The following is a 22,629-nucleotide window of genomic DNA, read 5'->3' as shown; positions in this document are numbered from 1 at the left end:
TTCTCGCCTTTACCATTTCGTTATGAATGATTTGTTTTACGAAAGATTTGCAGGGAAATCATAGCGCATAAAATCATTCGTACTCAAATTAAATGGATAGAAACTATCGACCAAAAGAACTGATTAGAATTTATATATAAGTAAAGAGTTTGGTCTTAGGGAAAATGCGTGGTGTCTTGAGTACGTGTTTTTACTATGCTCCCAAGGATTAAAGAGCGCTTGTCCTCTCAAAAGCGCCTGGCTTGTGCCTACCCCAGATTGATTCATGAATGAGTTCGGCGCGCCTTCGGGCGCGCCGACACCTTTTTGGAAAGTGCGCTTTACGGCGCTTTCAAACCCTGCTGGTGCGGGAAATGCACGGTATCAAGAACACTGTGCGGTCCCAGCAAGAGTGCTCATCCTACGCGGTGCTGCGCCTCTTGTACCGGCAGCTGGCGACTTCTTCAGATCAGAAGTACAGCCGGAAAAAAGTTGGTGACAGACTTACTTAATGCAAAATCGTGGAGGCTCTATGAGCAGAGAAGAGGGCGGTTTTATAAAACAGCATCTGATTTGGGTGCTGGTTGCGGTGCTGGGGGCCTTTGCCCTGGGAACGGTGGCGCTAAGCCGGGGGGAGAGCATCAATGCTCTATGGATCGTAGTCGCCGCAGTCTGCGTCTATTTGATTGCCTATCGTTACTACAGCCGTTTCATTGCTCGTAAGGTCTTTGAGCTGGACGCCACCCGCATGACGCCTGCCTGGCGTCATAACGATGGTCTGGACTATGTACCGACCAATAAGCATGTGCTCTTTGGTCACCACTTCGCGGCGATTGCTGGCGCGGGCCCCTTGGTCGGGCCGGTGTTGGCTGCGCAAATGGGTTATCTGCCCGGTATGCTCTGGATTCTGGCCGGCGTGGTATTTGCGGGGGCCGTGCAGGACTTTACCGTTCTGTTCATCTCCATGCGCCGCGACGGGCGCTCGCTGGGGGATCTGATCAAGTCCGAACTGGGCACGGTGCCTGGCGTCATTGCGCTGTTTGGCGCCTTCATGATCATGGTTATCATCCTGGCCGTGCTGGCGCTGATTGTGGTCAAGGCCCTGATCAACTCACCGTGGGGCACCTTTACGGTGGCAGCGACGATTCCGCTAGCCATTTTCATGGGGATTTATCTGCGCTTCCTGCGGCCGGGCCGTATTGGCGAGGTCTCGGTGATCGGGCTGATCTTTCTGCTGGCCGCGATTGTGTACGGCCAGGACGTGGCCGCGCACCCCACCTGGGGGCCGTTCTTCACGTTGAATGGCGAAGAGCTGACCTGGGCACTGATTATTTATGGCTTTATTGCCGCTGTGCTGCCCGTTTGGCTGCTGCTGGCTCCGCGTGACTATCTGTCCACCTTCCTGAAAATCGGCACGATTGTGGGGCTGGCCATCGGTATTGTAATTGTGGCGCCCGATCTGAAAATGCCAGCGACCACCAAATTTATTGATGGCACAGGACCGGTCTGGTCCGGCAGCTTGTTCCCCTTCCTGTTCATCACCATTGCTTGCGGTGCCGTGTCCGGTTTCCACGCCTTGATTTCCTCGGGCACCACACCCAAGATGATCGAAAACGAAACCCAGGCGCGCTATATCGGTTACGGCGGCATGCTGATGGAATCCTTTGTGGCCATCATGGCTTTGGTCGCTGCTTGCGTGATCGAACCCGGCATTTACTACGCCATGAACAGCCCGGCTGCCCTGATTGGCACGACTCCTGAACAGGCCGCGCAAGTGGTGTCCAGCTGGGGCTTTCTGATTACGCCGGCCGATCTGACCCAGATGGCCAGCGACGTGGGTGAAAACAGCATTATTTCGCGTGCGGGTGGTGCTCCTACCCTGGCGGTAGGCATGGCCTTCATCTTGCATAATGTCATCGGCGGGCCGGCGATGATGAGTTTCTGGTATCACTTTGCGATTCTGTTCGAGGCCCTGTTCATCCTGACTGCCGTGGATGCCGGCACCCGTGCCGGCCGCTTCATGCTGCAGGATCTGATGGGCACCTTCGTACCGGGCTTGCGCCGTACCGAGTCCTTGGTCGCTAACCTGATTGCCACGTCCTTGTGCGTGGCGGCGTGGGGCTATTTCCTGTATCAGGGGGTGGTTGATCCGTTGGGTGGCATCAATACGTTGTGGCCTTTGTTCGGTATTGCCAACCAGATGCTGGCGGCAGTGGCATTGGTGCTGGGGACGGTGGTGCTCTTTAAGATGAAGAAAGATCGCTACGCCTGGGTGACCGTGGTTCCTACTATCTGGCTGTTGATCTGCACGCTGTTTGCCGGCTTTCAGAAGATGTTTCACCCTGATCCCAAGATCGGCTTTCTGGCGCATGCCAAGGTGTATCAACAAGGTCTGGCCGAACAAACGGTCATGGCTCCTGCCAAATCGCTGGAGCAGATGCAGCAGGTTATTTTCAACGATTATGTGAACTCGACCTTATGCGGCTTGTTCATTTTTGTGGTTGTGAGCATGGTGTTCTTTGGCATACGTTGCGTGTTGAACGCGCGCCGCAGTGCCGTGCCACATTCAGCCGAGACGCTGTATGAGCCTTTGCCGGCTCAGGCAACAGCAGGAGCGTGATATGAAAGGATTATTGACTGGAGCGATAGCGCGCGGAGCCCAGGCAGGGCGGGGGACGGGACGCTACCTGGCCACCACCTTGCGTCTGATGGTCGGTGTACCGGATTACGAGACCTATCTGACGCACATGCGGGTAAATCATCCGGACCAACAGCCGATGGCATACGCCGAGTTCTTCCGCGAACGACAGCAGGCGCGGTATGGGGGTAAAGGACGTATCGCGTGCTGCTAAGTGAGTCGGCTAAGGGTCAGAGCCAGGGTTCTGGCCCTTTCTGCATGACAGTCCGATGACAATAAGCCTAATTGTGTTTAGATGTAAAAATAAGACAAACCAAGGTTCTAAACGATTTATCGTGTTTTTTTGCGTCAGCACGAAACAAATGGGCCAATAAAATTCACTAAACGAAATATATGTTTCGTTTTATGGGTTTTTTTCATGGGTTTTTGGTATAAATATTTTGTTGTTATGCGGTTTTTTGGATGAATCTTGCTGGTTTTGTTTGGCGGCGCCTCAGGAACTGTGTTAGGATTTTTCCCATGACTTTCGCAAACCCCGTTTTCTTCTTTTATTTTTATGCTTTTCCGATGCCGCTGGTGGAGGAAAGGACGGGTTGCACCAAACAGAAGTAAGACCTAAATCCTGAAATAAGCCGCCAGCATAGACCGGGCGGCTTTTTTTTCGTTTGCCCCCGGACCTGGCAAACCAACTGGAGTTAAATCGTGTCGCACAATACTGATGATTTACGGATTCGTGAAATTAAGGAGCTCTCTCCCCCATCGCACGTGATGCGCGAGTTTCCGTGTACCTCTGCTGTATCGACGACGGTTCACAAGGCGCGCCGCAGCATCCACAAGATTCTTCACGAACAGGACGATCGTCTGGTGGTCGTGGTGGGCCCGTGTTCCATTCACGATACCGAAGCGGCCATGGACTACGCCCGCCGCCTGACAGAACAGCGCAAGCGTTTTGCGCCCGAGCTGGAAATTGTCATGCGCGTGTACTTTGAAAAGCCTCGTACCACCGTGGGCTGGAAGGGCCTGATTAACGATCCAAACATGGATGGCAGCTTCAATATCAATCAGGGTTTGCGCACTGCTCGTGAATTGCTGCTGGCTGTGAACCAGCTGGATTTGCCAGCGGGCTGCGAGTTTCTGGACATGATTACACCCCAGTACATTGCTGATCTGGTGTCGTGGGGCGCGATTGGAGCGCGCACGACAGAAAGTCAGGTTCACCGAGAACTGTCCTCGGGATTGTCTTGCCCAGTCGGTTTCAAGAACGGCACGGATGGCAATATCCGCATTGCGCTGGATGCCATCAAGGCGGCCTCCCAACCTCACCATTTCCTGTCGGTCACCAAGGGTGGTCACTCCGCCATTGTGTCCACCGTGGGCAATAATGATTGCCATGTGATTCTGCGCGGCGGCAAGGCGCCAAACTATGACGCTGAGCATGTCGAAGCCACCAGCCAGGCCATGATCAAGGCCGGCATGGTGCCGCGTGTGATGATCGATGCCAGCCATGCCAATAGCAACAAGGATTACCGTCGTCAGCCTGACGTGCTGGCCGATGTGGCCGGTCAGATTGCGGGTGGCGATATGCGCATTTGTGGCGTGATGATCGAAAGTCATCTGGTCGGCGGCCGTCAGGACGTCGTCGAAGGCAAGCCGCTGACGTACGGGCAAAGCATTACGGACGGTTGCATTGATTGGGATGACACGGTGGCGGTGCTGGAGAACCTGGCCCAAGCCGTGCGTCAGCGCCGTCAGGCCCGGGTCGCACTTGAAGAAGGGGCACTTAGCCACTCATAATAAGGTTTTGCCTTTTTGGAATGTTCATGAATGCTCCCGCTCATGCCGAAATCGTGCGGCGCCCTTTACCTGAAGGTTTTGTAGAAGCCTTGCAGGCTCAGTTTCAAGAGCGTTGCTCGCTGTCTCACGCCGTGCGTGAGCACCATGGTCGGGATGAATCGCCTTATCCACCCATGCTGCCCGATGTGGTTGTGTTTGCCCGCAGCACTGAAGAAGTGGCCTGGGTGGCCCGTCATTGTCACGAGCATCATGTGCCGCTGATCCCTTACGGGGCTGGCTCCTCGCTGGAAGGACATTTCCTGGCAATTCAAGGTGGCGTCAGCCTGGATTTGTCCGGCATGGACGAGATCGTGGCAATCAACGCCGAAGACTTCACCGCTACGGTGCAAGCTGGCGTGACGCGCATGGCCTTGAACGAGCATATCCGTGATACGGGCTTGTTTTTTCCCATCGATCCCGGTGCGGATGCCAGCTTGGGCGGGATGGCGGCAACCCGTGCGTCGGGTACCAATGCCGTGCGCTACGGGACGATGCGTGAAAACGTCCTGACCCTGAAGGTCGTGACGGCAGACGGCCGCATTATCGATACCGCTAACCGCGCCAAGAAATCCTCGGCCGGTTACGACCTGACCCGTCTATTCATCGGTAGCGAAGGCACGCTGGGCATCATCACCGAAGTGACTGTCCGTCTGTACCCTCAGCCCGAAGCTATTTCTGCCGCCATCTGTAATTTCCCCGATCTGCGCTCTGCCGTGCAGAGCGTGATCGAGGTCATTCAAATGGGTATTCCGATTGCGCGTGTCGAATTCATGGATACCGCAGCCGTACGTGCCACCAATGCCTACAGCAAGCTGACACTGAAAGAATCGCCCCTGTTGCTTTTTGAATTCCATGGCAGCCCCAGCGGGGTTCAGGAGCAGGCCCAGGTAGTTCAGGAAATCACCCGTGAAAATGGTGGCATGGATTTTGAGTGGGCCGACAAGGCCGAGGACCGTTCCCGTTTGTGGACGGCTCGACACAATGCCTACTTTGCCGGCTTGCAACTGCGCCCTGGGTGCCGCTCCAGCACCACGGACGTGTGCGTCCCTATCTCTGCGTTGGCAGAGTGCGTGGCCCAGACCGCGGCCGACATGGATCAGGCTCCGTTTCCGTACACCATCGTGGGCCACGTGGGCGATGGCAACTTTCACGTGCTGATGTTGCTCGATGCCGATAGTCAGGAGGAATGGGACGAGTCCGAGCGCCTGAACCGCCGGCTGGTGGAACGGGCGATTGCCATGCAAGGTACCTGTACCGGCGAGCACGGCGTAGGTTTGCACAAGATGGAGTTCATGCTGGCCGAACACGGTCAAGATGCGCTCGACGTGATGGGCAGCATCAAGCGGGCGCTTGACCCGCATAACATCATGAATCCCGGGAAGATGTTACCCGCGCGCGCTCAGGCCTGAGCGCGCGATTGCCCCTGACCAAGCCCAGTCTGTCCAGCCTGGGCTTTTGTGACCGGGGCGGCACAGCTTGTCAGAAACCCCGTGCGGGGGCGGCCTGTCCCTGTACTTGCGTCAGGGCAGGCGTACAATGCTTTTTTTAGTTAGTCGGGTGCGCGCCGGTCCGTGGGTTTGCGGGCTGTGGCCCCGCTCATCATCACTGCAATGACTATTTCCACCAAAAAAGGTCGCGTCGTTATCGGAATGTCCGGCGGCGTGGACTCCTCCGTTTCGGCCTGGTTGCTTAAAGAGCAGGGCTATGAGGTCGTCGGCCTGTTCATGAAGAACTGGGAAGACGACGATGACTCCGAATTTTGCTCCTCGCGCCAGGACTGGCTGGACGCGGCCAGTGTGGCTGATCTGGTCGGTGTCGAAATCGAGGCAGTCAACTTTGCTGCGGAATATAAAGATCGCGTGTTTGCGGAGTTCTTGCGAGAGTATTCGGCAGGTCGTACCCCGAATCCCGATGTGCTGTGCAATGCCGAAATCAAATTCAAGGCTTTTCTGGACCACGCCATGACCTTGGGCGCCGACTGGATTGCCACCGGCCATTACGCCCGTGTGCGTGGCGTGCCCATGGCTGGGGGCGGCACAGACTATCAATTGCTCAAAGGTCTGGATGCCTCCAAGGATCAAAGCTATTTTCTGCACCGCCTGAACCAGGCGCAACTGTCGCGCACTCTGTTCCCGTTGGGTGAGATCAACAAGCAGGAAGTGCGCCGTATTGCTGAGGAATTGAAGCTGCCCAATGCGGCTAAAAAAGACTCAACCGGCATTTGCTTTATCGGCGAGCGTCCTTTTCGCGAGTTCCTGAATCGTTACTTGCCCACTCAGCCCGGTCCGATCAAGACACCGGAAGGGCAGGTGCTGGGCCAGCACGTGGGCCTGGCTTTCCACACCTATGGTCAACGCAAGGGTTTGGGCATTGGTGGCGTCAAGGGCAAGCAGCGCGAAGATGGGACTGCCGACGCCTGGTATGCCGCCCGCAAGGACCTGGCCACGAATACGCTGTATGTCGTGCAGGGTCATGATCATCCCTGGTTGTTACAGTCCGAATTGAAAGCCGAGCAGACCAGCTGGGTTGCCGGTCACCCACCCGCGTTGGGCCCGATTCACGCCAAAACACGCTATCGTCAGGCCGATGCGGCCTGCACGATTCTGGCTGCCGACGGTGATAGCTTGTCTTTACATTTTGACGAGCCTCAATGGGCCGTCACTCCAGGCCAGTCCGTGGTCTTGTATGACGGTGAGCGCTGCCTGGGCGGCGGCATTATTCAGTAAGAGGCGGGCATGGAACCCATTTTAGTCATCAGTTTGCTGGTGCTGGGTGCCGGTATTGGCTTGGCCGCCGGTCTGCTGGGGATTGGCGGGGGCATGATTCTGGTGCCATTCCTGACCTTTCTGCTGCCCCTGTTTGGTGTGCCGCAGGAGTTGGCCGTTCATGCCTCGATCGCCACGGCGATGGCCACCATCTTGTTTACTTCCTTGTCCAGCGTGCGGGCTCACCATAAGCACGGCGCCATCCGTTGGGATGTGGTCAAGGTGATGGTGCCCGGCCTGATAGTGGGAGGGCTGCTGTCGGGCGGTGCGGTGTTCGCCATGATAGACAGCACGGCGCTGGCTATTGTGTTTGCGGCGTTTGTCTTGTATTCGGCCTCCAAAATGGCCCGTAAATCGGCCCCGGTGCAAGGCCGATCCTTGCCGGCTCCTTTCTGGATTGCCGCCATGGGGGCGCTGATCGGTTTTGTGTCCGGTCTGCTGGGTGCTGGCGGGGCATTTCTGTCCGTTCCTTTTATGCTACGCGGCAATGTGCCGGTTCGGCAGGCGGTTGCGACCTCCGCCGCGCTGGGCTTTTTTATCGCCCTTGCCAATAGCGTGGGCTATATCTGGTCCGGTCAGGTGAGCTTTGGCAGTCATCCAGGCATGATTGGTTTTATCTACTGGCCTGCCTTGCTGATTGTCTCGGCCACCAGCATCTGTACCGCCCCCTTGGGTGCCAGTCTGGCCCACAAGATTGACCAGATGACGCTCAAGCGCATTTTTGCCGGCATGCTGACGGTGCTGGCGCTCTACATGATTGCGCAGGCCATTACACAGGCTTGATGAGGCGCTCAGACTGGACTTTGCCATCGCTAAAGTCCAGTGCATCCCGCTCGGTTTCCTCTAGCGGCTCAAAACTTTCCCCTTGTGTCCATCGCATCGCCGACCGTAGGGCGGTAAGTGCCTGCTCGCTTTGGGGCAAAGTACGGCCGTACGCATGAAACTCGTGCGTCATGTCCGGCCACACATCCAGGCGTACCTGGGCTCCCTGCCGGTGTGCCTCACGGGCAAAATCGCGGATCATATCGACCAGGATTTCTTTGCCGCCTGCTTGGATATAGAGAGGGGCCAGATGACGCAGATCCTGGGCTATGGGAGAGAGCTGTGCATCGCTCCAGGGCCCCTCTCCTTTCAGCCACTGCCCATACCGCAGTGTCTGGTAGCCCTGCACCATATCGTAGCGATCATGGCCAAACTGACTGGCCCCTCGTCGTCCGGTATCAGTCCAGGGGCTTAGGGCCAGGGCCAGCGCAGGCTGGGGCAAGCCCGCCTGTCGCACTCTCACCAAGGTCATCAGTGCCAGATGGCCGCCCGCTGAGTCGCCACCCAGGACTATGTCTTGGGGGCGCAAGCCTTGGGCGAGCAAATAACGGTAGGCTTGCACCGCATCGTCCTGTTGGGCCGGATGCGGATGCTCCGGGGTCAGGCGATAGTCCAGGGCAAAAATCGTGGTTTGCAGGCGATGAGCGAGCAGACGAATAAAGTGCTGTGACACCGCGGGATAAAAAGCATAGCCGCCGCCATGGAAGTACAAAAGAGTGTGGGTCTTGTCAGCATGCTCGGGAATAAACCAGTGTCCCCTTGGCTCTTGAGCGGTGCTGGCCTGTACCCGTACCGGCAGGTCCGGTTCTGCAATTGTGTACAGACTGTCGAAGTAAGCCCGGCTTTGAGCGATGTTGTCCAGACGAAAGGCGTGATTGAACTGCTTTCGATAGAACAGGGTGGCGATCTCAAAGGAGATGGTCCAGCCGTGGACTTGTGGCCTGCCTATGGCCCGTCGGGCCAGAACATCCACCGTGGTGGCCCACAACGTAAGGACGCTGCGGCAACGGTGGGACCAGGAACCTTGCAGAATGATTTTGGGCATGGAGAGGAAGCTGAAGTAGGATACAAGAAGAGCAGTCAGTGTGGCCGGCCTTGCTCGGGCCGGATAGAACGGAAGCGACGTCTCATGACCACTTTGTCTCGTGCCTGCCTGCATCGTCCTCGCCGCCATACCGCGGCCAGCATCCATCTGGGGGTAGAGCGGGACACCCGCGGGCTGGATTTGCTGCCTGAGCAGCGTTTGAATTGTTATCCGGCCTCGCCGCTGGTGGTGTTGTCGTGGATTTTTCATGGCCAGCTGCATAGGGTTCGGATGCTGGCTGAGGGCGGTCCGGTGGTTCTGTCAGAGGCTTTGTCCAGTATGGTGCTGGCTGGGCCCTCGCGTACCCCGTCCATGAGTTGGTCTCCGGGCCCCGTGCATGCCATTTCGATTGGGCTTTACCCCGATGCCGTAAGACAGATGTTTGGTATTGAGCCCCATGCCTTGATGGATCAGGTCTTGCCCATGGATCAGGTCTTGCCGGCTGCGGCCTGTCGGATTCTGGAGCAGGTGCAGCCTGGGCAGGGAAGGCTGTTCGAGCAACTGGAAGCAGCCATTTATCGCTGCACGCCTACTGAGCGCCTGGGCAGCAAAGCGGGGTCTGCCAACTTACATGATTGGTTACGAACCTTGGCGATGAGGGCGGCAATGACGCGCCCCGGAACGGGTTTGCGCCAATTGCAAAGACAGATCAAGCGGTGGGCTGGGCAAAGTCAGCGTGAACTGCAACTGTATGTGCGCGTAGAGCGTGCCTTTGACTTGCTGCAGCAGCAGGAAAAGACGGACTGGTCAGCGCTTGCGCTCCAAGCCGGCTACAGTGACCAGTCTCATTTTGGTAGGGAGGTCAAACGGATTACGGGTTATTCGCCAGCCCGTTTTGCCCAGCGTCTACAGACTGACGAGGCCTTCTGGATGTACCGTTTACTGGGCGAGTGCTAAGTCGGCAGACATAAAAAAACCCATTCAGAAGAATGGGCCCTGGTTTGCTGTCGCAACGCTCACTGCGTAGGCGGCAAGGTGCTGGCAAACGAGGGGCGCGTCTGGAGTTTCTCATCCAGGCGTTGCAAATTGCCATACTGCGAGCGCCAGTCCAGCTCCGGAAAGCGCAGGTCCAGATAACCCAGTGCGCAGCCCACGGCAATATCGGCCAGGCTAAAGCTGGTTCCCATGCAAAAGGACTGGTCACCAAGGGTGTTGTTCATGGATTGCAGAGCGGCGGTGATCTTGCTGTTCTGACGATCAATCCACGAGGGCAGACGCAGTGCTTCGGGGCGGCGGTTTTCCACCACGATGGCGACGGCGGCATCCAGCAAGCCATCGGCAATGGCTTCCCAGCATTTGACTGCAGCGCGATCACGTCCGGCTTGAGGAATCAGGCGGCCGACGGGCGAGAGGGTATCCAGATACTCGACGATCACGCGGGAGTCAAACAAATTAGCCTGATCGTCCATGATCAGACAGGGGATTTTGCCCAGGGGATTGTGTTTCAGAATATCGCTGTCATCGGCCCACACATCCTCCAGAATCAGCTCGTAATCGAGCTTTTTTTCCGCCATGACAACACGCACTTTGCGCGCGTATGGACTTGTGAGGGAAGCTAGAAGTTTCATAAAAAGCTATCAAAAGTTGCAGGCTCAAAAAGTATAGCAGGAACCTCCGGGCGAACGCCTCGCTAAGAAGGCATGACCCCATAGCGTGGAACAATGTCTTAAAACTGTGGTTTATTCGTCAAATAGCCTGGTGGCTGGTGGATTCTGTCCCTATGCCGAACACGTGGCATCCGGCTGCCAGTGCGCAATGTTAGAATGCGGGCTGACTTTATTCCCCCTTCTTTTCTGTAGAACGATGCACATAGCCGATACCCTGAGCACTCTGAATGCCTTGTCGCCATTAGACGGGCGTTATGGCAGCCGTACCGCCCCCTTGCGTGGCCTGTTGTCCGAAGCCGCATTTATGTGGCATCGCGTGGAGGTCGAAGTGGCCTGGCTGATCGGCCTGTCCGATGCAGGTTTGCCCGAATTGCCGCCTTTCTCTGCCCAGGCCCGCGAGGTACTCAAGACGCTGGTGCAGAACTTCTCGGAAGAGGATGCCGCTCGCATCAAGGCGATCGAGCGCACTACCAACCACGATGTGAAAGCCGTGGAATACTGGCTTAAAGAAAAAGTGGCCGATCACGCCGAATTGTCCGCGGCGGCCGAGTTCATTCACTTTTCCTGCACCTCTGAAGACATCAACAACACGTCGCATGCCTTGATGCTGACGCGTGCCCGTGAGCAGGTGATCCTGCCTCAGTTGCAAGAAGTGTGCGATGCCATCAAGGCGCAGGCCCGTCTGCATGCGGAACAGCCGTTGCTCTCGCGCACGCATGGCCAGCCTGCCAGCCCCAGCACCATGGGCAAAGAGTTCGCCAACGTGGCTGCCCGTTTGCAGAACGCGATTGCGGCGATTGCCGCCGTTGAGCCTCTGGCCAAATTGAACGGTGCGACGGGCAATTACAATGCGCACTTCTCGGCTTACCCCGACATTGACTGGCCTGCCTTTAGCAAGAGCGTGCTGGGTGGGCTTGGCTTGACGCAAAACGTCTACACCATTCAGATTGAGCCGCACGATTGGATGGCTGCCCTGTTTGATGCCATTGCCCGTGCCAACACCATTTTGCTGGACTTCAACCGTGACGTCTGGGGCTACATTTCCCTGGGCTACTTCAAGCAGCGTTTGAAAGAGGGCGAGATTGGTTCGTCCACCATGCCGCACAAGGTCAACCCGATTGATTTTGAGAACTCGGAAGGCAATCTGGGTCTGGCCAATGCCATGTTGCGTCACCTGTCCGAAAAACTGCCCATCTCCCGCTGGCAGCGCGACCTGACCGACTCCACCGTGCTGCGCAACCTGGGCGTGGCCCTGGGGTATAGCGTGGTCGCCTACGATGCCTGCCTGCGTGGTCTGGGCAAACTGGAGTTGAATGCCGCTGCAGTGGATGCAGATATTGATGCCTGCTGGGAAATCCTGGCCGAACCAGTTCAAACCGTGATGCGCCGCTATGGTCTGCCCCAGCCTTACGAGCAGCTCAAAGCGCTGACACGTGGCCGTGGTATTACTGAGGAAGCATTGCGCGAGTTTATTGGTGGTCTGGAGCTGCCCGCCGATGCCAAGAACTATTTGCTTGAGCTGACTCCACGCAGCTATCTGGGCGTGGCGGTACAGTTGGCCAAGGCTATCTGAATCCAGGCGGCTGTACCTGAAAAATAGGGGGGCAGCTGCCTTCGGCTTTCTTGAGCTAGTGCTTTATGAAGTGTTTTATGTTTCATCACACAGGAGTTCACATGAAGAAATTTGCGTTTCTGACCGCCGCTGCCGCCATGTGCGCGGCGTTTGTCGCGCCTGCTACGGCCCAGTTTGCCAAGCCAGAACAAGCCATTGATTACCGTCAGGCCAGCATGGCCCTGATCGGCTCGCACTTTGGTCGCATGGCTCCTGTAGCCAAAAAAGAAGCACCGTATGATGCGGCTGCGATCGCAAAGAACGTGGAAGTATTGACGGTTTTGGCTGCTTTGCCTTGGAGTGCTTTTGGACCGGGTACGGAAGGCGGCGAGACCAAAGCCGAGGCCTGGAGCGATGCTAAAGGTTTCAAGCAAGCAACCGACGAGTTCACTACTGCGATCGATAAGTTGAAAGTGGCCTCCGATTCGGGTGACTTCGATGCCTTCCGTGTGGCATTCGGCAATGTGGGCAAGTCCTGTAAGACATGCCATGATGCCTACCGCAAAGAAAAATAAGCGGCTGGTTTGCGTGTAAAAAAGCCCTCGAAAGAGGGCTTTTTCTTTTAGGCCTGTGCCTGTGTTTGAAGGGGGCAGTTTGCCTGCTGGCAAGATAAACACAAATCATGATCGGTACTCAGTGTTAGTAAGCTGTTTCGCCGTGGGTACGGATATCCAGACCTTCACGCTCATGGTCGGCGTCGACACGCAGGCCACCGCAAACGGCTTTGGCAATGCTAAAGGCAATCCAGGCAGCCAGGCCCGACCAGACCAGAGTGAGCAGTACGCCTTCGAGCTGAATCCACAACTGCATCCAGATACTGTTACCGGCGGCGGTACCTGGCCCCCCCAGAACGGGAGCGTTGAACAAGCCGGTGAGCAGAGCGCCCACAATCCCTCCCAAGCCGTGAATGCCAAAGACATCCAGCGTATCGTCGGCTCGCAGCCAGCGTTTCAGGCCGTTCACGCCCCACAGGCAAGCCAGGGACGTCATCAATCCAATGGCCAGTGCGCCAAGAGGTGCGACAAAACCGGCAGCCGGGGTAATGCCCACCAAACCGGCAATTGCCCCTGAACACGCACCGAGCAAGGAGGGATGGCCTTTGCTGATCCATTCGCCCAGTACCCAGGCGATGACGCCAATAGCGGCAGCCAACATGGTGTTAGAGAAGGCCAGGGTAGCGTTTTCATTGGCCGCCAGTGCCGAGCCTGCGTTAAAGCCGAACCAGCCCACCCACAGCAAGGCTGCGCCGATAAAGGTCAGTGGCAGGTTGTGAGGCGGCATGGCTTCACGACGATAATTCAGGCGCGGACCAATCAGCCAGGCACCCACCAGTCCCGCAATCCCGGCATTAATATGCACGACCGTACCGCCGGCAAAGTCCAGCGCACCACGGGAGTTGAGCAAGCCGCCGTGCTGGGGGTCGGCAAACCAGACCATATGGCAGATGGGCAGATAGGCCAGTGTGAACCAGATCACGGTAAAGACCAAAATAGCCGACAAGCGGGCTCGTTCGGCCAGACTGCCTACGACCAGTGCGCAAGTCAAACCGGCAAAGGTGGCTTGAAAGGACGCAAACAGCAGCTCAGGCAAAGAACCCGACATGGAGAACTGTTGGTCAGCGGCATTGAATAGGCCATTGAAAAAGACCTTGTCCAGACTGCCGATAAACGGATTGCCTGCCGTAAACGCCAGCGAATAGCCATAGATAAACCAAAGCACCACGCCCAGACTGAATACCAGCAAGGTCTGGGACAACATGGACAAGGCATTTTTTTGACGCACCATGCCTGAGTAAAACAGGGCCAGGCCCGGCGCGGCCATCATCAGTACCAGTAGCGTGGAGACCAGCATCCACGATAGATCAGCGTTGTTCATGAGGGGTTCTCCGGTTACAGGGCTTGCTCATCGCATTCGCCGGTGCGGATGCGGATGACATGGTCCAGCGGCTGGACAAAGATCTTGCCGTCACCGATGCGACCGGTGCGGGCACTACTTTGGATGGCTTCCAGCACGCTGGGTAACTGCTCGTCGGGAATGGCCAGCTCAATGCGTATCTTGGGCAGAAAGTCGACCGCGTATTCCGCACCGCGGTAGAGCTCGGTGTGGCCTTTCTGGCGACCGAACCCTTTAACCTCGGTCAGCGTCATCCCCTGTATGCCCAGATCGGAAAGGGCCTCGCGTATCTCGTCAACCTTGAAGGGTTTGACGATGGCGGTAATCAGTTTCATAGGTGTTCCTGAAGTAAGCACAGGCAAGCCAGCCAGACGAATGCAAAGGAACACCGAAGGGGGGTAGGAGACGGTTGAGAGGGGGCCGACCAGGATGGGTAATCCTGATGGATGGCTTGAGTGCAACCGGGCATGGCCGGTTTGAGCGACTCTCCGGCTGTCAGCAAGGTGTGTGACAGCGCGAACGCAAGTGGTAGGCAAGCGGACCTGTGTTGTAGGTTGAAGAGCAACACAATTCCGGCAAGGCGAGTAAGCTAGCTAGGCACGTGACCCCGGTCTTGCCTAGTCGGTGGGCAGCGAGATAACAGCAGCGCTCTGTGACGCCTGTCTCCGCTCATCTCACCACCGCAGGAACAACGACTATGGAAAAATAATATATGTTGCGGCGCAACAAGTGCGCATTGTGTACCGATTTTTTTTTTGAATAGTCTTAACTTTGCAACATTCGGTTTGAAAAAATGCCCCGCCCGCGAACAGGCACGGTAAGCCTGTTTGTATCGCGAAAGTGTCTGGTCTGTAGGGGGGAGAGCCTCGCGGCGTCACGATCTTGGTGAACGCGGCGAGCAGGGTCAGCCTGCAACAAGGACTCAGGAGAGGGCGGTTGACAGGGCAGCCAGCGTCTAAGCGCTGCCCGGGTACGGATGTGGCCAGTTCTACAACTCGCAAGAATCAGGAAAGCAGGCCGGGGCCGGGGTGCAAGGGGCTGTTTGCGCCCGATGTGCTCTTTGAGGGGAAGGTAAGTGGTACATGCCGTCGGTTAAATGCCTGCAGGCCTCCTTGCCATAATTTGAATCCCAGGCAGGCGTCCCATTTGTCACGTTGATAGAGCCAGTGGGTCTGGCAAACGGTGCAGTGGTAAAGACTTTCCGTGCTTTGTTCGTCGGCGTCGTCGACTCGTCGGATGGGTTTGAGGTAGGGATGTCGTTGGGCGTTAGGTTGCGAGAGTGGAAGGGTTTGGCACATGATGCACATGGTGCCGCGATCTAGCTGGGCCATACAATGCTCCTCAAATAATTTTGCGGTTGATGTAATAGCGTTTGCAATTTGGCAGGCCAATCATCGTGGAGTGATGGCTTGTAATAAATGTCACCACGATTCACTGTACTGCAGAAAATGTAGCAACCATTTCAGGCCGCATCTCAATGTAATGACATGCGACCCGTTGAGGATATGAGCGCAGGGCTCGAACGCAGGCGAAGCAGCCCGCCTCGAGCAAAGGTTTACGGTTTTTTCCGGGCCGGAGGCTCATTGCCCGGGATCTTTTTGGGATCAGGTTCGGGGTTGGGCGTCTTGCCTGGAGGCGTGGTGTCGGGAGCTTTGGTGGGATCAATCGCATTTAGCATGAACATCTCCTGGCTAAAGTGATCTTCCAGCGTATCGGATTTCTGGCGCAGACATCGTAAACAACTATGACGACCTGGAAGGTCTTGCCCGTTTTTTTCGGTTGCAAGTCACGGCAAGTCTGCGTGTCGAGAAAGACGATCAGGCTTCCGTCCCGATAACCCGGCTGTGTAGCGTTGACACATGGCGTGTGAGTTGGCTGATTGGGGGGGGCACCTTGGAGCAGCTCGACACTGGATGGTCTAAGTTGGCCTTTGAGGGTGAGGACGCAAAAAAGCCCGCTCTATGGCGGGCTAATTTACGAGTTTGCGGAGCAATGTGTGATTTGCGGAGCAAACGTTTACAGAGAAATCTTCTGTAAGTCGCAAGATACTTGGTGGGTCGTGACAGACTCGAACTGTCGACCAATGGATTAAGAGTCCAGTGCTCTACCAACTGAGCTAACGACCCCCGTTTCCTGCGAAGAAAAAGATTATAGAACGGAAATTATTCACCACAAGACATAGTTACATAATTTTACGTTTATCCAAGCTTCGGATCGGGCCGACTGAACGTGTCACACATTTTTAACTGACCGGTTTTATACCCTTCCATGAACCAGGCCATGCGCTGTTGCGAACTGCCATGGGTAAAGGAATCGGGCACCACATAGCCTTGAGATTGCTTCTGCAGCGTATCATCGCCTACTGCTTGAGCAGCATCCAGTGCGGAGCGAATGTCCCCCGGCTCCAGAATCTGGCGTTGGGCATCGGCGTGATTGGCCCATATGCCCGCATAGCAGTCGGCCTGCAGTTCCAGGCGCACGGAAGCCTGACGAGCCTGTGAGGCCGAGCCGCTGCGACGGGCTTCATCTACGCGACGCATCATGCCCAGTTGATTCTGAACGTGGTGACCAACCTCGTGCGCAATAACGTAAGCGGGCGCAAAGTTGCCTTTGACCCCCATCGCGTGTTCCATCTCGGTAAAAAAGCCCAGGTCAATATAAAGCTTTTGATCGGCAGGACAGTAAAACGGTCCCATTGCCGATTGGCCTGCACCACAAGCCGTGGGAGTCGATCCACGATACAGAACCAGCACAGGATCGCGGTAGCTGCCATTGGTCTGCTTGGCAAAAATATCGCGCCATACATCCTCGGTTTCACCCAGGATTTTGGCAATAGTCTGTCCCTGCGCATCCGAGGCGGGAACCGGTTGAGATTGTGGGGCGGGAGTCGGGCCCTCGGCCAGGTTCAGCACCACGCTGGGGTCGACCCCGAAGTACATGGCCACCAGGGCCAGAACAATGGTCCCCAGGCCGATCTTGCCGCCGCTCAGGCGTGGCCCATTGGCACGGCGGTCCTCGACATTACGGCTGGAGCGAGACTTATCCAGACGCATCACGCTCTCCTTGAATTTGAAAACGTCAATGTACTCTGATTTCGAGGCTGTGGCCGACTCGTTTTCGATTCTTGTCATCGGTTCCGAGCAGCGGGGCGTTCCTTACCCCCTGATGACAAGTTATTGAATTACCGAGATTAATGGGACTTGTCCAAAGGCTATCCCCGTGCTTGCCCACTGAAAATGTGGATAAGTGGACAAGTGGTTCAGGCAGACACTGGGGTATGCTAGTTTCTTCAGGCCGTAGCCTACGGGAGACGCAGTATGTTGGGAGGAACCTTATTGGCCTTGCGCGACCATGCACGAGTCCGTGCCATTGGAGCAGTCATTGCTCGATATGGGATTGGCGATGTGATGCATCGGCTGGGCTTATCGGAGCTGTTGCCCGGCAGCAAAACCCCGATGGCGACGGAGATGCCTGAACGTTCGGCACCGGAGCGCCTGCGACGTGCGTTGGAGGAACTGGGGCCTACCTTTATCAAGCTCGGTCAGATATTGGCCACGCGCAATGATTTGTTGCCGCTGGAATGGACCCAGGAGCTGGAAAAGCTACAAGGTCATGCCGCGCCCGTGCCTTGGGAAACCATGAAACCCGAGCTGGAACGGGCCTTGGGGCAAACCGTGGAGCAGGCCTTTGCGAGTTTTGACAGGCAGGTGCTGGCTTCGGCGTCCATGGCGCAGGTGTATCGCGCCTGCCTGCGTGATGGTGCACAGGTCGTGGTGAAGGTACAGCGCCCCGGTCTGGAGCCCTTGATCCAAGCCGACCTGCGTTTGTTGAAACAGATTGCCCGCCTGGTCCAGCAGCAGGGCTTGCTGCCCGAGTATCGTCCTTACGATATTGTGCGAGCCTTGGCGGAGGCGATTGCCGATGAACTGGACTTTACGCGCGAAGCTGCCAATACCGTGGCGGTGCGCGAGAACATGCAGCCCTTCCAAGACATTGTGGTTCCGCGTGTCTATATGGAGTGGACCAGCGCGACCGTCATGGTGCAGGAGTTTGTGCCAGGGGTCTCGCCTATTCAAGAGGCACAGTTGCAGGCCATTGAGGCGGATCGTCCTTTGTTGGCCCGCCGTGGTGCACTGGCTTTTCTGCATATGGTCCTGGAGGATGGGCTGTTTCATGCCGACCCACACCCCGGCAATATGATGGCTTTGCCGGGCAATAAGGTCGCCTTTATTGACTTTGGCCTGGTGGGTCATTTAACAGAGCGTCGTCGTCAACAACTGCTGATCTTGCTGCGTGCCATTGTGGATGGGCAGGCAGAGGGAGTGGCCACCACCTTGCTGGATTGGTCGGGAGCAGAAGATTTTGATTGGAGTCGGCTGGAAGAGAGTGCTCAGCGTTATGTAGCCCGACAAAGTAAAGGGCTTCTGTCCATCTCGGTTGCTTTGCTGGATTTCATGGCTCTGGCGCGTGAAAACCATTTGATTTTGCCGCCTGACCTGGCCTTGCTGTTCAAGGCTTTTATTACCGCCGATGGCGTACTGAAACGCCTGGACCCTCAATTTGATGTGGTCGAAGTCGCGCAACCGGTCATCTCGGCCTTGATGCGCAAACAGTACTCGCCTGGCCGGGTGTATGCGGACTTGCAACGCAGCCTGCTGGAGTCTCGTCAATTGGCTATGGACGCCCCCCAGTTGCTGCGCCTGCTGATGCATCGGGTTCGGCAAGGAAAGATTTCAGCGCGCATTCAAGTTGAGGGGATGCCCCGTCTGGCTGCTTCACTGGAAAAGGCGGCAACGCGTTTGGCAATCGCCATAGTAACGGCTGCTTTTGTCTTGATTTTGGGGCCGGTGCTGGTGACGCGCGGCCCCGCCTGGCTGGGGCTGACGATTTTCAGTTGGGCAGGCCTGCTGGCCGCCTTGCTGGGTCTGGTTCTGGTTTTATGGGGGTTTTGGCGGCGGCGTTAAACAACACCGACGCCGATTTCAGGTCTTTTGTGCATAGAGTGCTCAAGCGGCTAGTCACCGCCCAGTTTAAAAGACGGCCAGTAAAAATGCGGCTCAGCCCAAACAGTCCCCGCATTATCCCCAGGTTTATTCACAGTTTCTGGGGATAAGTCGAGCTTACATAAAGTCATCCATGCCACCCCCTGTGGGGGCCAGACCAGTCAGCCAATACACACCCGCGGCGATCAGTGCGGCGATGATCAGAGCGAGCAAACGGGTTTTCCAGGTGTCGGTACTGGCAGGCAGTGGGGCTTGAGCCGGAACAGGCATAGTGCCTTTGACCATGACACTGGTTAATTTCTGACCACGCAGCACGCGATACAGGAAAATGGCCAGGACATGCAAGCCAATGATGGCGAGCATGATGCCTTCGTTAGCTTTGTGCAGGCCTGTCAGTGTCTTGGACCAGTCGCTGCTCAGATAAGCCAGCGGGCCGGCGGTGAAGATGTCGTCATTGGCAAACAATCCAGAAACCGCCTGGAAACCAAAGACGATCAGCATGATCCAGACAGACCAGGCGCCGACAGGATTGTGGCCCGGATAGAGGTTTGGTTTGTCACGCAGGTAGCGCAGGCTGCGGGACGGATTGGGCAGGAAGTGGCTGAAGCGGGAGTAGTAACCGCCGACCAGGCCCCAGATCAGGCGAAAGGCCAACAGCCCCAGCGCCAGCAGACCAAAGCGTACATGCCAGTCCATCCACAGACCGCCAGCCTTGATGGTCACAAAGCAGCCCACAATGCTGATTACCAACAGCCAGTGGAACAGACGGGTGGGTAAGTCCCAGATAAGTAAAGGGCGAGTCGAGGAAGCGTGCATAGGGAAAATCCGCAGAGACAGAGACACCTGATTATAGTCAGTGTTGCTCTGAAATCTGCGTGACCCCGCCGCCTGCTTTAGGGTTTGGGCTGACGACGTTTGCGCAAGCTGATTTTGCGACCGTCGTAGCGATACTCGTCGATGACGCCGGGAGTATCTTGATTGGGGGTTTCCATGATCAAGGTGCGACCATGATTGCGAACCCGTATTTGCGCACTGCAGGAACCAAAGGCAGGCGAGACGTTGTAGCCCTTGGGTGAGACGGTCACCCAGTGGTAGTTGATGGAGCAGCCCCCCAGGCCCTTGTCGACTGAGATCAGCGCGGTTTGCTCGTTTGGCTGTCGGAACGCGTAGGGGATATTGATCAGGCCTTTGAGTTCAGGGGCGATGATCTGAGCGTCCAGTTGCAACTGGGCCTCATAAATATAGTCGCTTTGACTGACATGCAATGTTCCGTAGGGGCTGTCCAGGCTCAATTGCGAAGGCGGTTGCGGCCAGGTCTGGCTTGCCGCGCTATGGGCGACAAACGGTTGCAGGGCTAAGGTCAGCCCAATCACAACATGGCGAATAAAGACCGTAGAGGCGGGCATGATCGATCACGGTTGAGGATGATCCGGGCTAGGCGAGCAACACAAAGCGCCATAGATCATCTGTATTTGTAAGTTTCATAACATTTTATGTATTTACATGCTGCGTAGAATACCGGATCGCAGAACTTTTCGCTATAAGGATAGGCACATAAGGTCAGTCTTGCTTTGTGATCTCCTGGGTAAACAGGCTCGATTAGTCCTGAAAAGCATCGAGTCAAAGACATAAAGAAACAGGCTGAATTGGGCTATGATTGATAAGTTGCCCTGTATGGGGTTCAGCCGCATTTCTTCGTTGCAGCAGAGACTTATTATGCAATCCATCCCGGATGCCGCACTGGTATCAGAATCGGGCTCCACGCTTGCCGCCCCGCAGGCCAAACCCGGCGATTTATTGGACTATGTCAGTTCCAGCCGTTTGCCAACACCTTGGGCTGTTTTTCAGATTCATGTGTTTGTTGAGCGTAGTAACCAAAAAGAACATGTCTTGTTAACCCTGGGCGATGTAGCCGATGGCGAACCCGTCCTGGCCCGTGTCCACTCCGAATGCCTGACGGGCGATGCCTTGTTCAGCTTGCGCTGTGATTGCGGGCCGCAGTTGCAGTTGGCTTTGGAACGGATTGCCACTGCAGGCCGTGGCGCCTTGATGTATCTGCGCCAGGAAGGGCGCGGTATTGGACTGGTTAACAAGATTCGCGCCTATAACCTGCAGGATCAGGGGGCGGATACGGTCGAGGCCAATGAAAAACTGGGCTTTCCGGCCGATATGCGTCGCTACGATATTTGCAAGGATATGCTGTCCCATGTGGGCATCCAGAAACTACGTTTGATGACCAATAATCCCCGCAAGGTGAAAACCCTGCAGGAAATCGGGATTGATGTGGTCGAGCGTGTGCCACATCAAATTGAAGGCAATCCTTTTAATGCCAGTTATCTGAACACCAAGCGCTTGCGCCTGGGCCACTGGCTGGAAACGGACGAGTAGCGCAGTGCCAGTCTGGGCGCTGGCGCTTTGGCTTCAGCCTGGACGTTCTCGCTTGGAAAAAGGGCCCTTCACAGGCCCTTTTTTTGTGGGCGCCAGCCTACGATGACCTGGGTGGTGCGCCGGAGACGGATCAATAGGCTGGACGCTAGAGACACAAAGCAGGACTGTGACAAAAGGCCAGACGCTATAAAAACAAAGCCAGACGGGACTGGGGTCGCCGTCTGGCAATGGGTCGGGTTAGCCTGAACTTTGGGGGGTGAAACAAGCCCCCGTTTCCGGGCGATGCCCTGTGGCGGTCCTATTGGCTTGGACCGCGTTTGTTTTTAAGCCGTACTCTTTTCCAGCAAGGCGCTGACACTGGCTTTGGCGTTTTCTATAATCTGCTCTCGCAGCTCCGGAGCCTTGCCCAGACCTTCTGCGTACACGATGCGCAGATCTGTCACACCCATGAAGCCAAACATCACACGCAGGTAGCTTTCCTGGTGTTCCATGGCCTGGCCCTGCTCCGACTCGGAGTAGATGCCGCCACGGCTCAAGACCAGATAAACCGTTTTGTTACCCGCCAGACCTTCTGGGCCATTGCTGGTGTAGCGGAAGGTGAGACCTGCCTGGGCCAGGCGATCCATCCAGGCTTTAAGCTGGCTGGGAATGGTGAAGTTGTAGAAGGGGGCGCCAATCACAACCACATCCGAGGCCAGGAACTGGCTCAGGTATTGTTCGGTGATCGCGTTCTCGGCGCGCTGACGTTCGGTCAGGGTGGCAGGGTCCAGGCCCAGGCGCATTCCCAGTGAATCAGCCGAGAAGTGAGGAGGAGGGTTCAGGGCCAGATCCACATGCTCCACTTCTACCTGCTCATTTTGCTGGCGCAACTGATCCACCACAAATTGGGAAAGTTCGCGGGAAACGGAGTGGGCGCCGGTGATGCTGGAGTCTACGTGTAGCAGTTTCATAATGTTGGAATCCAAAGCGATGAAGGAATGCTTGTCATTATGTTGGATGACCCTG

Annotated in this window: 20 protein-coding genes and 1 tRNA gene; 11 read left to right on the top strand and 10 right to left on the bottom strand. The window is 56.3% G+C overall.

All coding sequences use genetic code 11. The features are described 5' to 3' along the window. Positions 1–511: 511 nt before the first annotated feature. The 6 genes from FE795_RS11540 to FE795_RS11515 all read left to right on the top strand — a co-directional run bounded on the left by FE795_RS11540 (position 512) and on the right by FE795_RS11515 (position 7,998). A complete protein-coding gene (locus FE795_RS11540) occupies positions 512–2,599 on the top strand; it encodes a carbon starvation CstA family protein (RefSeq protein ID WP_003802889.1) in 2,088 nt (695 codons plus the stop codon). 1 nt (position 2,600) lies between these two features. Beyond that, positions 2,601–2,831, top strand: coding sequence for a YbdD/YjiX family protein (locus FE795_RS11535; protein WP_059317966.1), 231 nt, complete (start codon positions 2,601–2,603; stop codon positions 2,829–2,831). Between the two features lie 485 nt (positions 2,832–3,316). Continuing rightward, positions 3,317–4,411 (top strand): 3-deoxy-7-phosphoheptulonate synthase AroG, encoded by a 1,095-nt coding sequence (aroG, locus tag FE795_RS11530; RefSeq protein WP_329956489.1) that lies wholly within the window; start codon positions 3,317–3,319, stop codon positions 4,409–4,411. 26 nt (positions 4,412–4,437) lie between these two features. Next, entirely contained in the window at positions 4,438–5,859 is a 1,422-nt protein-coding gene (locus FE795_RS11525; RefSeq protein ID WP_003802895.1) for an FAD-binding oxidoreductase, read from the top strand. Between the two features lie 201 nt (positions 5,860–6,060). Then, positions 6,061–7,176, top strand: a complete 1,116-nt coding sequence (gene mnmA / locus FE795_RS11520; RefSeq protein ID WP_039943632.1) for a tRNA 2-thiouridine(34) synthase MnmA — start codon at positions 6,061–6,063, stop codon at positions 7,174–7,176. Positions 7,177–7,185: 9 nt separating this feature from the next. Beyond that, positions 7,186–7,998 carry a sulfite exporter TauE/SafE family protein gene (locus FE795_RS11515; RefSeq protein WP_003802898.1) on the top strand — a complete coding sequence of 271 codons (813 nt, stop codon included), beginning with the start codon at positions 7,186–7,188 and terminating at the stop codon, positions 7,996–7,998. Here FE795_RS11515 and FE795_RS11510 read toward each other — a convergent pair. Further along, a complete protein-coding gene (locus tag FE795_RS11510; protein WP_003802900.1) occupies positions 7,985–9,082 on the bottom strand; it encodes an alpha/beta hydrolase in 1,098 nt (365 codons plus the stop codon). The genes FE795_RS11515 and FE795_RS11510 overlap by 14 nt on opposite strands. Positions 9,083–9,166: 84 nt before the next feature. Here FE795_RS11510 and FE795_RS11505 point away from each other — a divergent pair, with 84 nt between their 5' ends. Beyond that, entirely contained in the window at positions 9,167–10,018 is an 852-nt protein-coding gene (locus FE795_RS11505; RefSeq protein WP_003802901.1) for a helix-turn-helix domain-containing protein, read from the top strand. A 59-nt stretch (positions 10,019–10,077) separates the two neighbouring features. Here FE795_RS11505 and FE795_RS11500 read toward each other — a convergent pair whose 3' ends face one another. After that, the gene (locus FE795_RS11500; RefSeq protein ID WP_003802903.1) at positions 10,078–10,689 is read right to left on the bottom strand and encodes a glutathione S-transferase family protein; all 612 of its coding nucleotides are present in this window, start codon (positions 10,687–10,689) and stop codon (positions 10,078–10,080) included. Between the two features lie 235 nt (positions 10,690–10,924). On the opposite strand from FE795_RS11500, the gene purB reads away from it, so the two are divergent. Together purB and FE795_RS11490 are read left to right on the top strand one after the other, a co-directional pair. After that, complete coding sequence (purB, locus tag FE795_RS11495; protein WP_059317963.1) at positions 10,925–12,301, top strand: adenylosuccinate lyase; 1,377 nt, start codon at positions 10,925–10,927, stop codon at positions 12,299–12,301. Positions 12,302–12,402: 101 nt separating this feature from the next. Then, the gene (locus FE795_RS11490) at positions 12,403–12,855 is read left to right on the top strand and encodes a c-type cytochrome (RefSeq protein WP_003802907.1); all 453 of its coding nucleotides are present in this window, start codon (positions 12,403–12,405) and stop codon (positions 12,853–12,855) included. Between the two features lie 124 nt (positions 12,856–12,979). On the opposite strand, the gene FE795_RS11485 is transcribed toward FE795_RS11490, so the two are convergent. The 5 genes from FE795_RS11485 to ypfJ form a co-directional block, all read right to left on the bottom strand. Beyond that, the gene (locus FE795_RS11485; RefSeq protein WP_131070711.1) at positions 12,980–14,215 is read right to left on the bottom strand and encodes an ammonium transporter; all 1,236 of its coding nucleotides are present in this window, start codon (positions 14,213–14,215) and stop codon (positions 12,980–12,982) included. A gap of 14 nt (positions 14,216–14,229) precedes the next feature. Next, complete coding sequence (locus FE795_RS11480) at positions 14,230–14,568, bottom strand: P-II family nitrogen regulator (RefSeq protein WP_003802910.1); 339 nt, start codon at positions 14,566–14,568, stop codon at positions 14,230–14,232. Positions 14,569–15,788: 1,220 nt separating this feature from the next. Beyond that, entirely contained in the window at positions 15,789–15,911 is a 123-nt protein-coding gene (locus FE795_RS17375; protein WP_003802911.1) for a hypothetical protein, read from the bottom strand. A gap of 372 nt (positions 15,912–16,283) precedes the next feature. Further along, positions 16,284–16,359: transfer RNA gene (locus FE795_RS11475), tRNA-Lys, on the bottom strand. Between the two features lie 72 nt (positions 16,360–16,431). Continuing rightward, positions 16,432–17,286: a KPN_02809 family neutral zinc metallopeptidase gene (gene ypfJ / locus FE795_RS11470; protein ID WP_003802913.1), complete on the bottom strand. Its 855-nt coding sequence runs from the start codon at positions 17,284–17,286 to the stop codon at positions 16,432–16,434. Between the two features lie 264 nt (positions 17,287–17,550). On the opposite strand from ypfJ, the gene FE795_RS11465 reads away from it, so the two are divergent. Further along, positions 17,551–19,197 carry an ABC1 kinase family protein gene (locus FE795_RS11465; RefSeq protein ID WP_131070710.1) on the top strand — a complete coding sequence of 549 codons (1,647 nt, stop codon included), beginning with the start codon at positions 17,551–17,553 and terminating at the stop codon, positions 19,195–19,197. Positions 19,198–19,353: 156 nt separating this feature from the next. On the opposite strand, the gene FE795_RS11460 is transcribed toward FE795_RS11465, so the two are convergent. Next, entirely contained in the window at positions 19,354–20,052 is a 699-nt protein-coding gene (locus FE795_RS11460) for a cytochrome b/b6 domain-containing protein (protein ID WP_131070709.1), read from the bottom strand. Between the two features lie 77 nt (positions 20,053–20,129). Next, entirely contained in the window at positions 20,130–20,642 is a 513-nt protein-coding gene (locus tag FE795_RS11455) for a hypothetical protein (RefSeq protein WP_003802918.1), read from the bottom strand. Between the two features lie 310 nt (positions 20,643–20,952). Here FE795_RS11455 and ribA point away from each other — a divergent pair, with 310 nt between their 5' ends. Beyond that, positions 20,953–21,624, top strand: a complete 672-nt coding sequence (gene ribA / locus FE795_RS11450) for a GTP cyclohydrolase II (protein ID WP_003802920.1) — start codon at positions 20,953–20,955, stop codon at positions 21,622–21,624. Positions 21,625–21,947: 323 nt separating this feature from the next. Here ribA and FE795_RS11445 read toward each other — a convergent pair whose 3' ends face one another. Further along, positions 21,948–22,574 (bottom strand): FMN-dependent NADH-azoreductase, encoded by a 627-nt coding sequence (locus FE795_RS11445; protein WP_219234933.1) that lies wholly within the window; start codon positions 22,572–22,574, stop codon positions 21,948–21,950. Positions 22,575–22,629: the final 55 nt, after the last annotated feature.

The sequence above is a fragment of the Alcaligenes ammonioxydans genome (assembly GCF_019343455.1).
Lineage (GTDB): Bacteria > Pseudomonadota > Gammaproteobacteria > Burkholderiales > Burkholderiaceae_B > Alcaligenes > Alcaligenes ammonioxydans.
The sequence above is the reverse complement of the archived record's forward strand: the minus strand, read 5'-3'. Positions and strand labels throughout refer to the sequence as shown.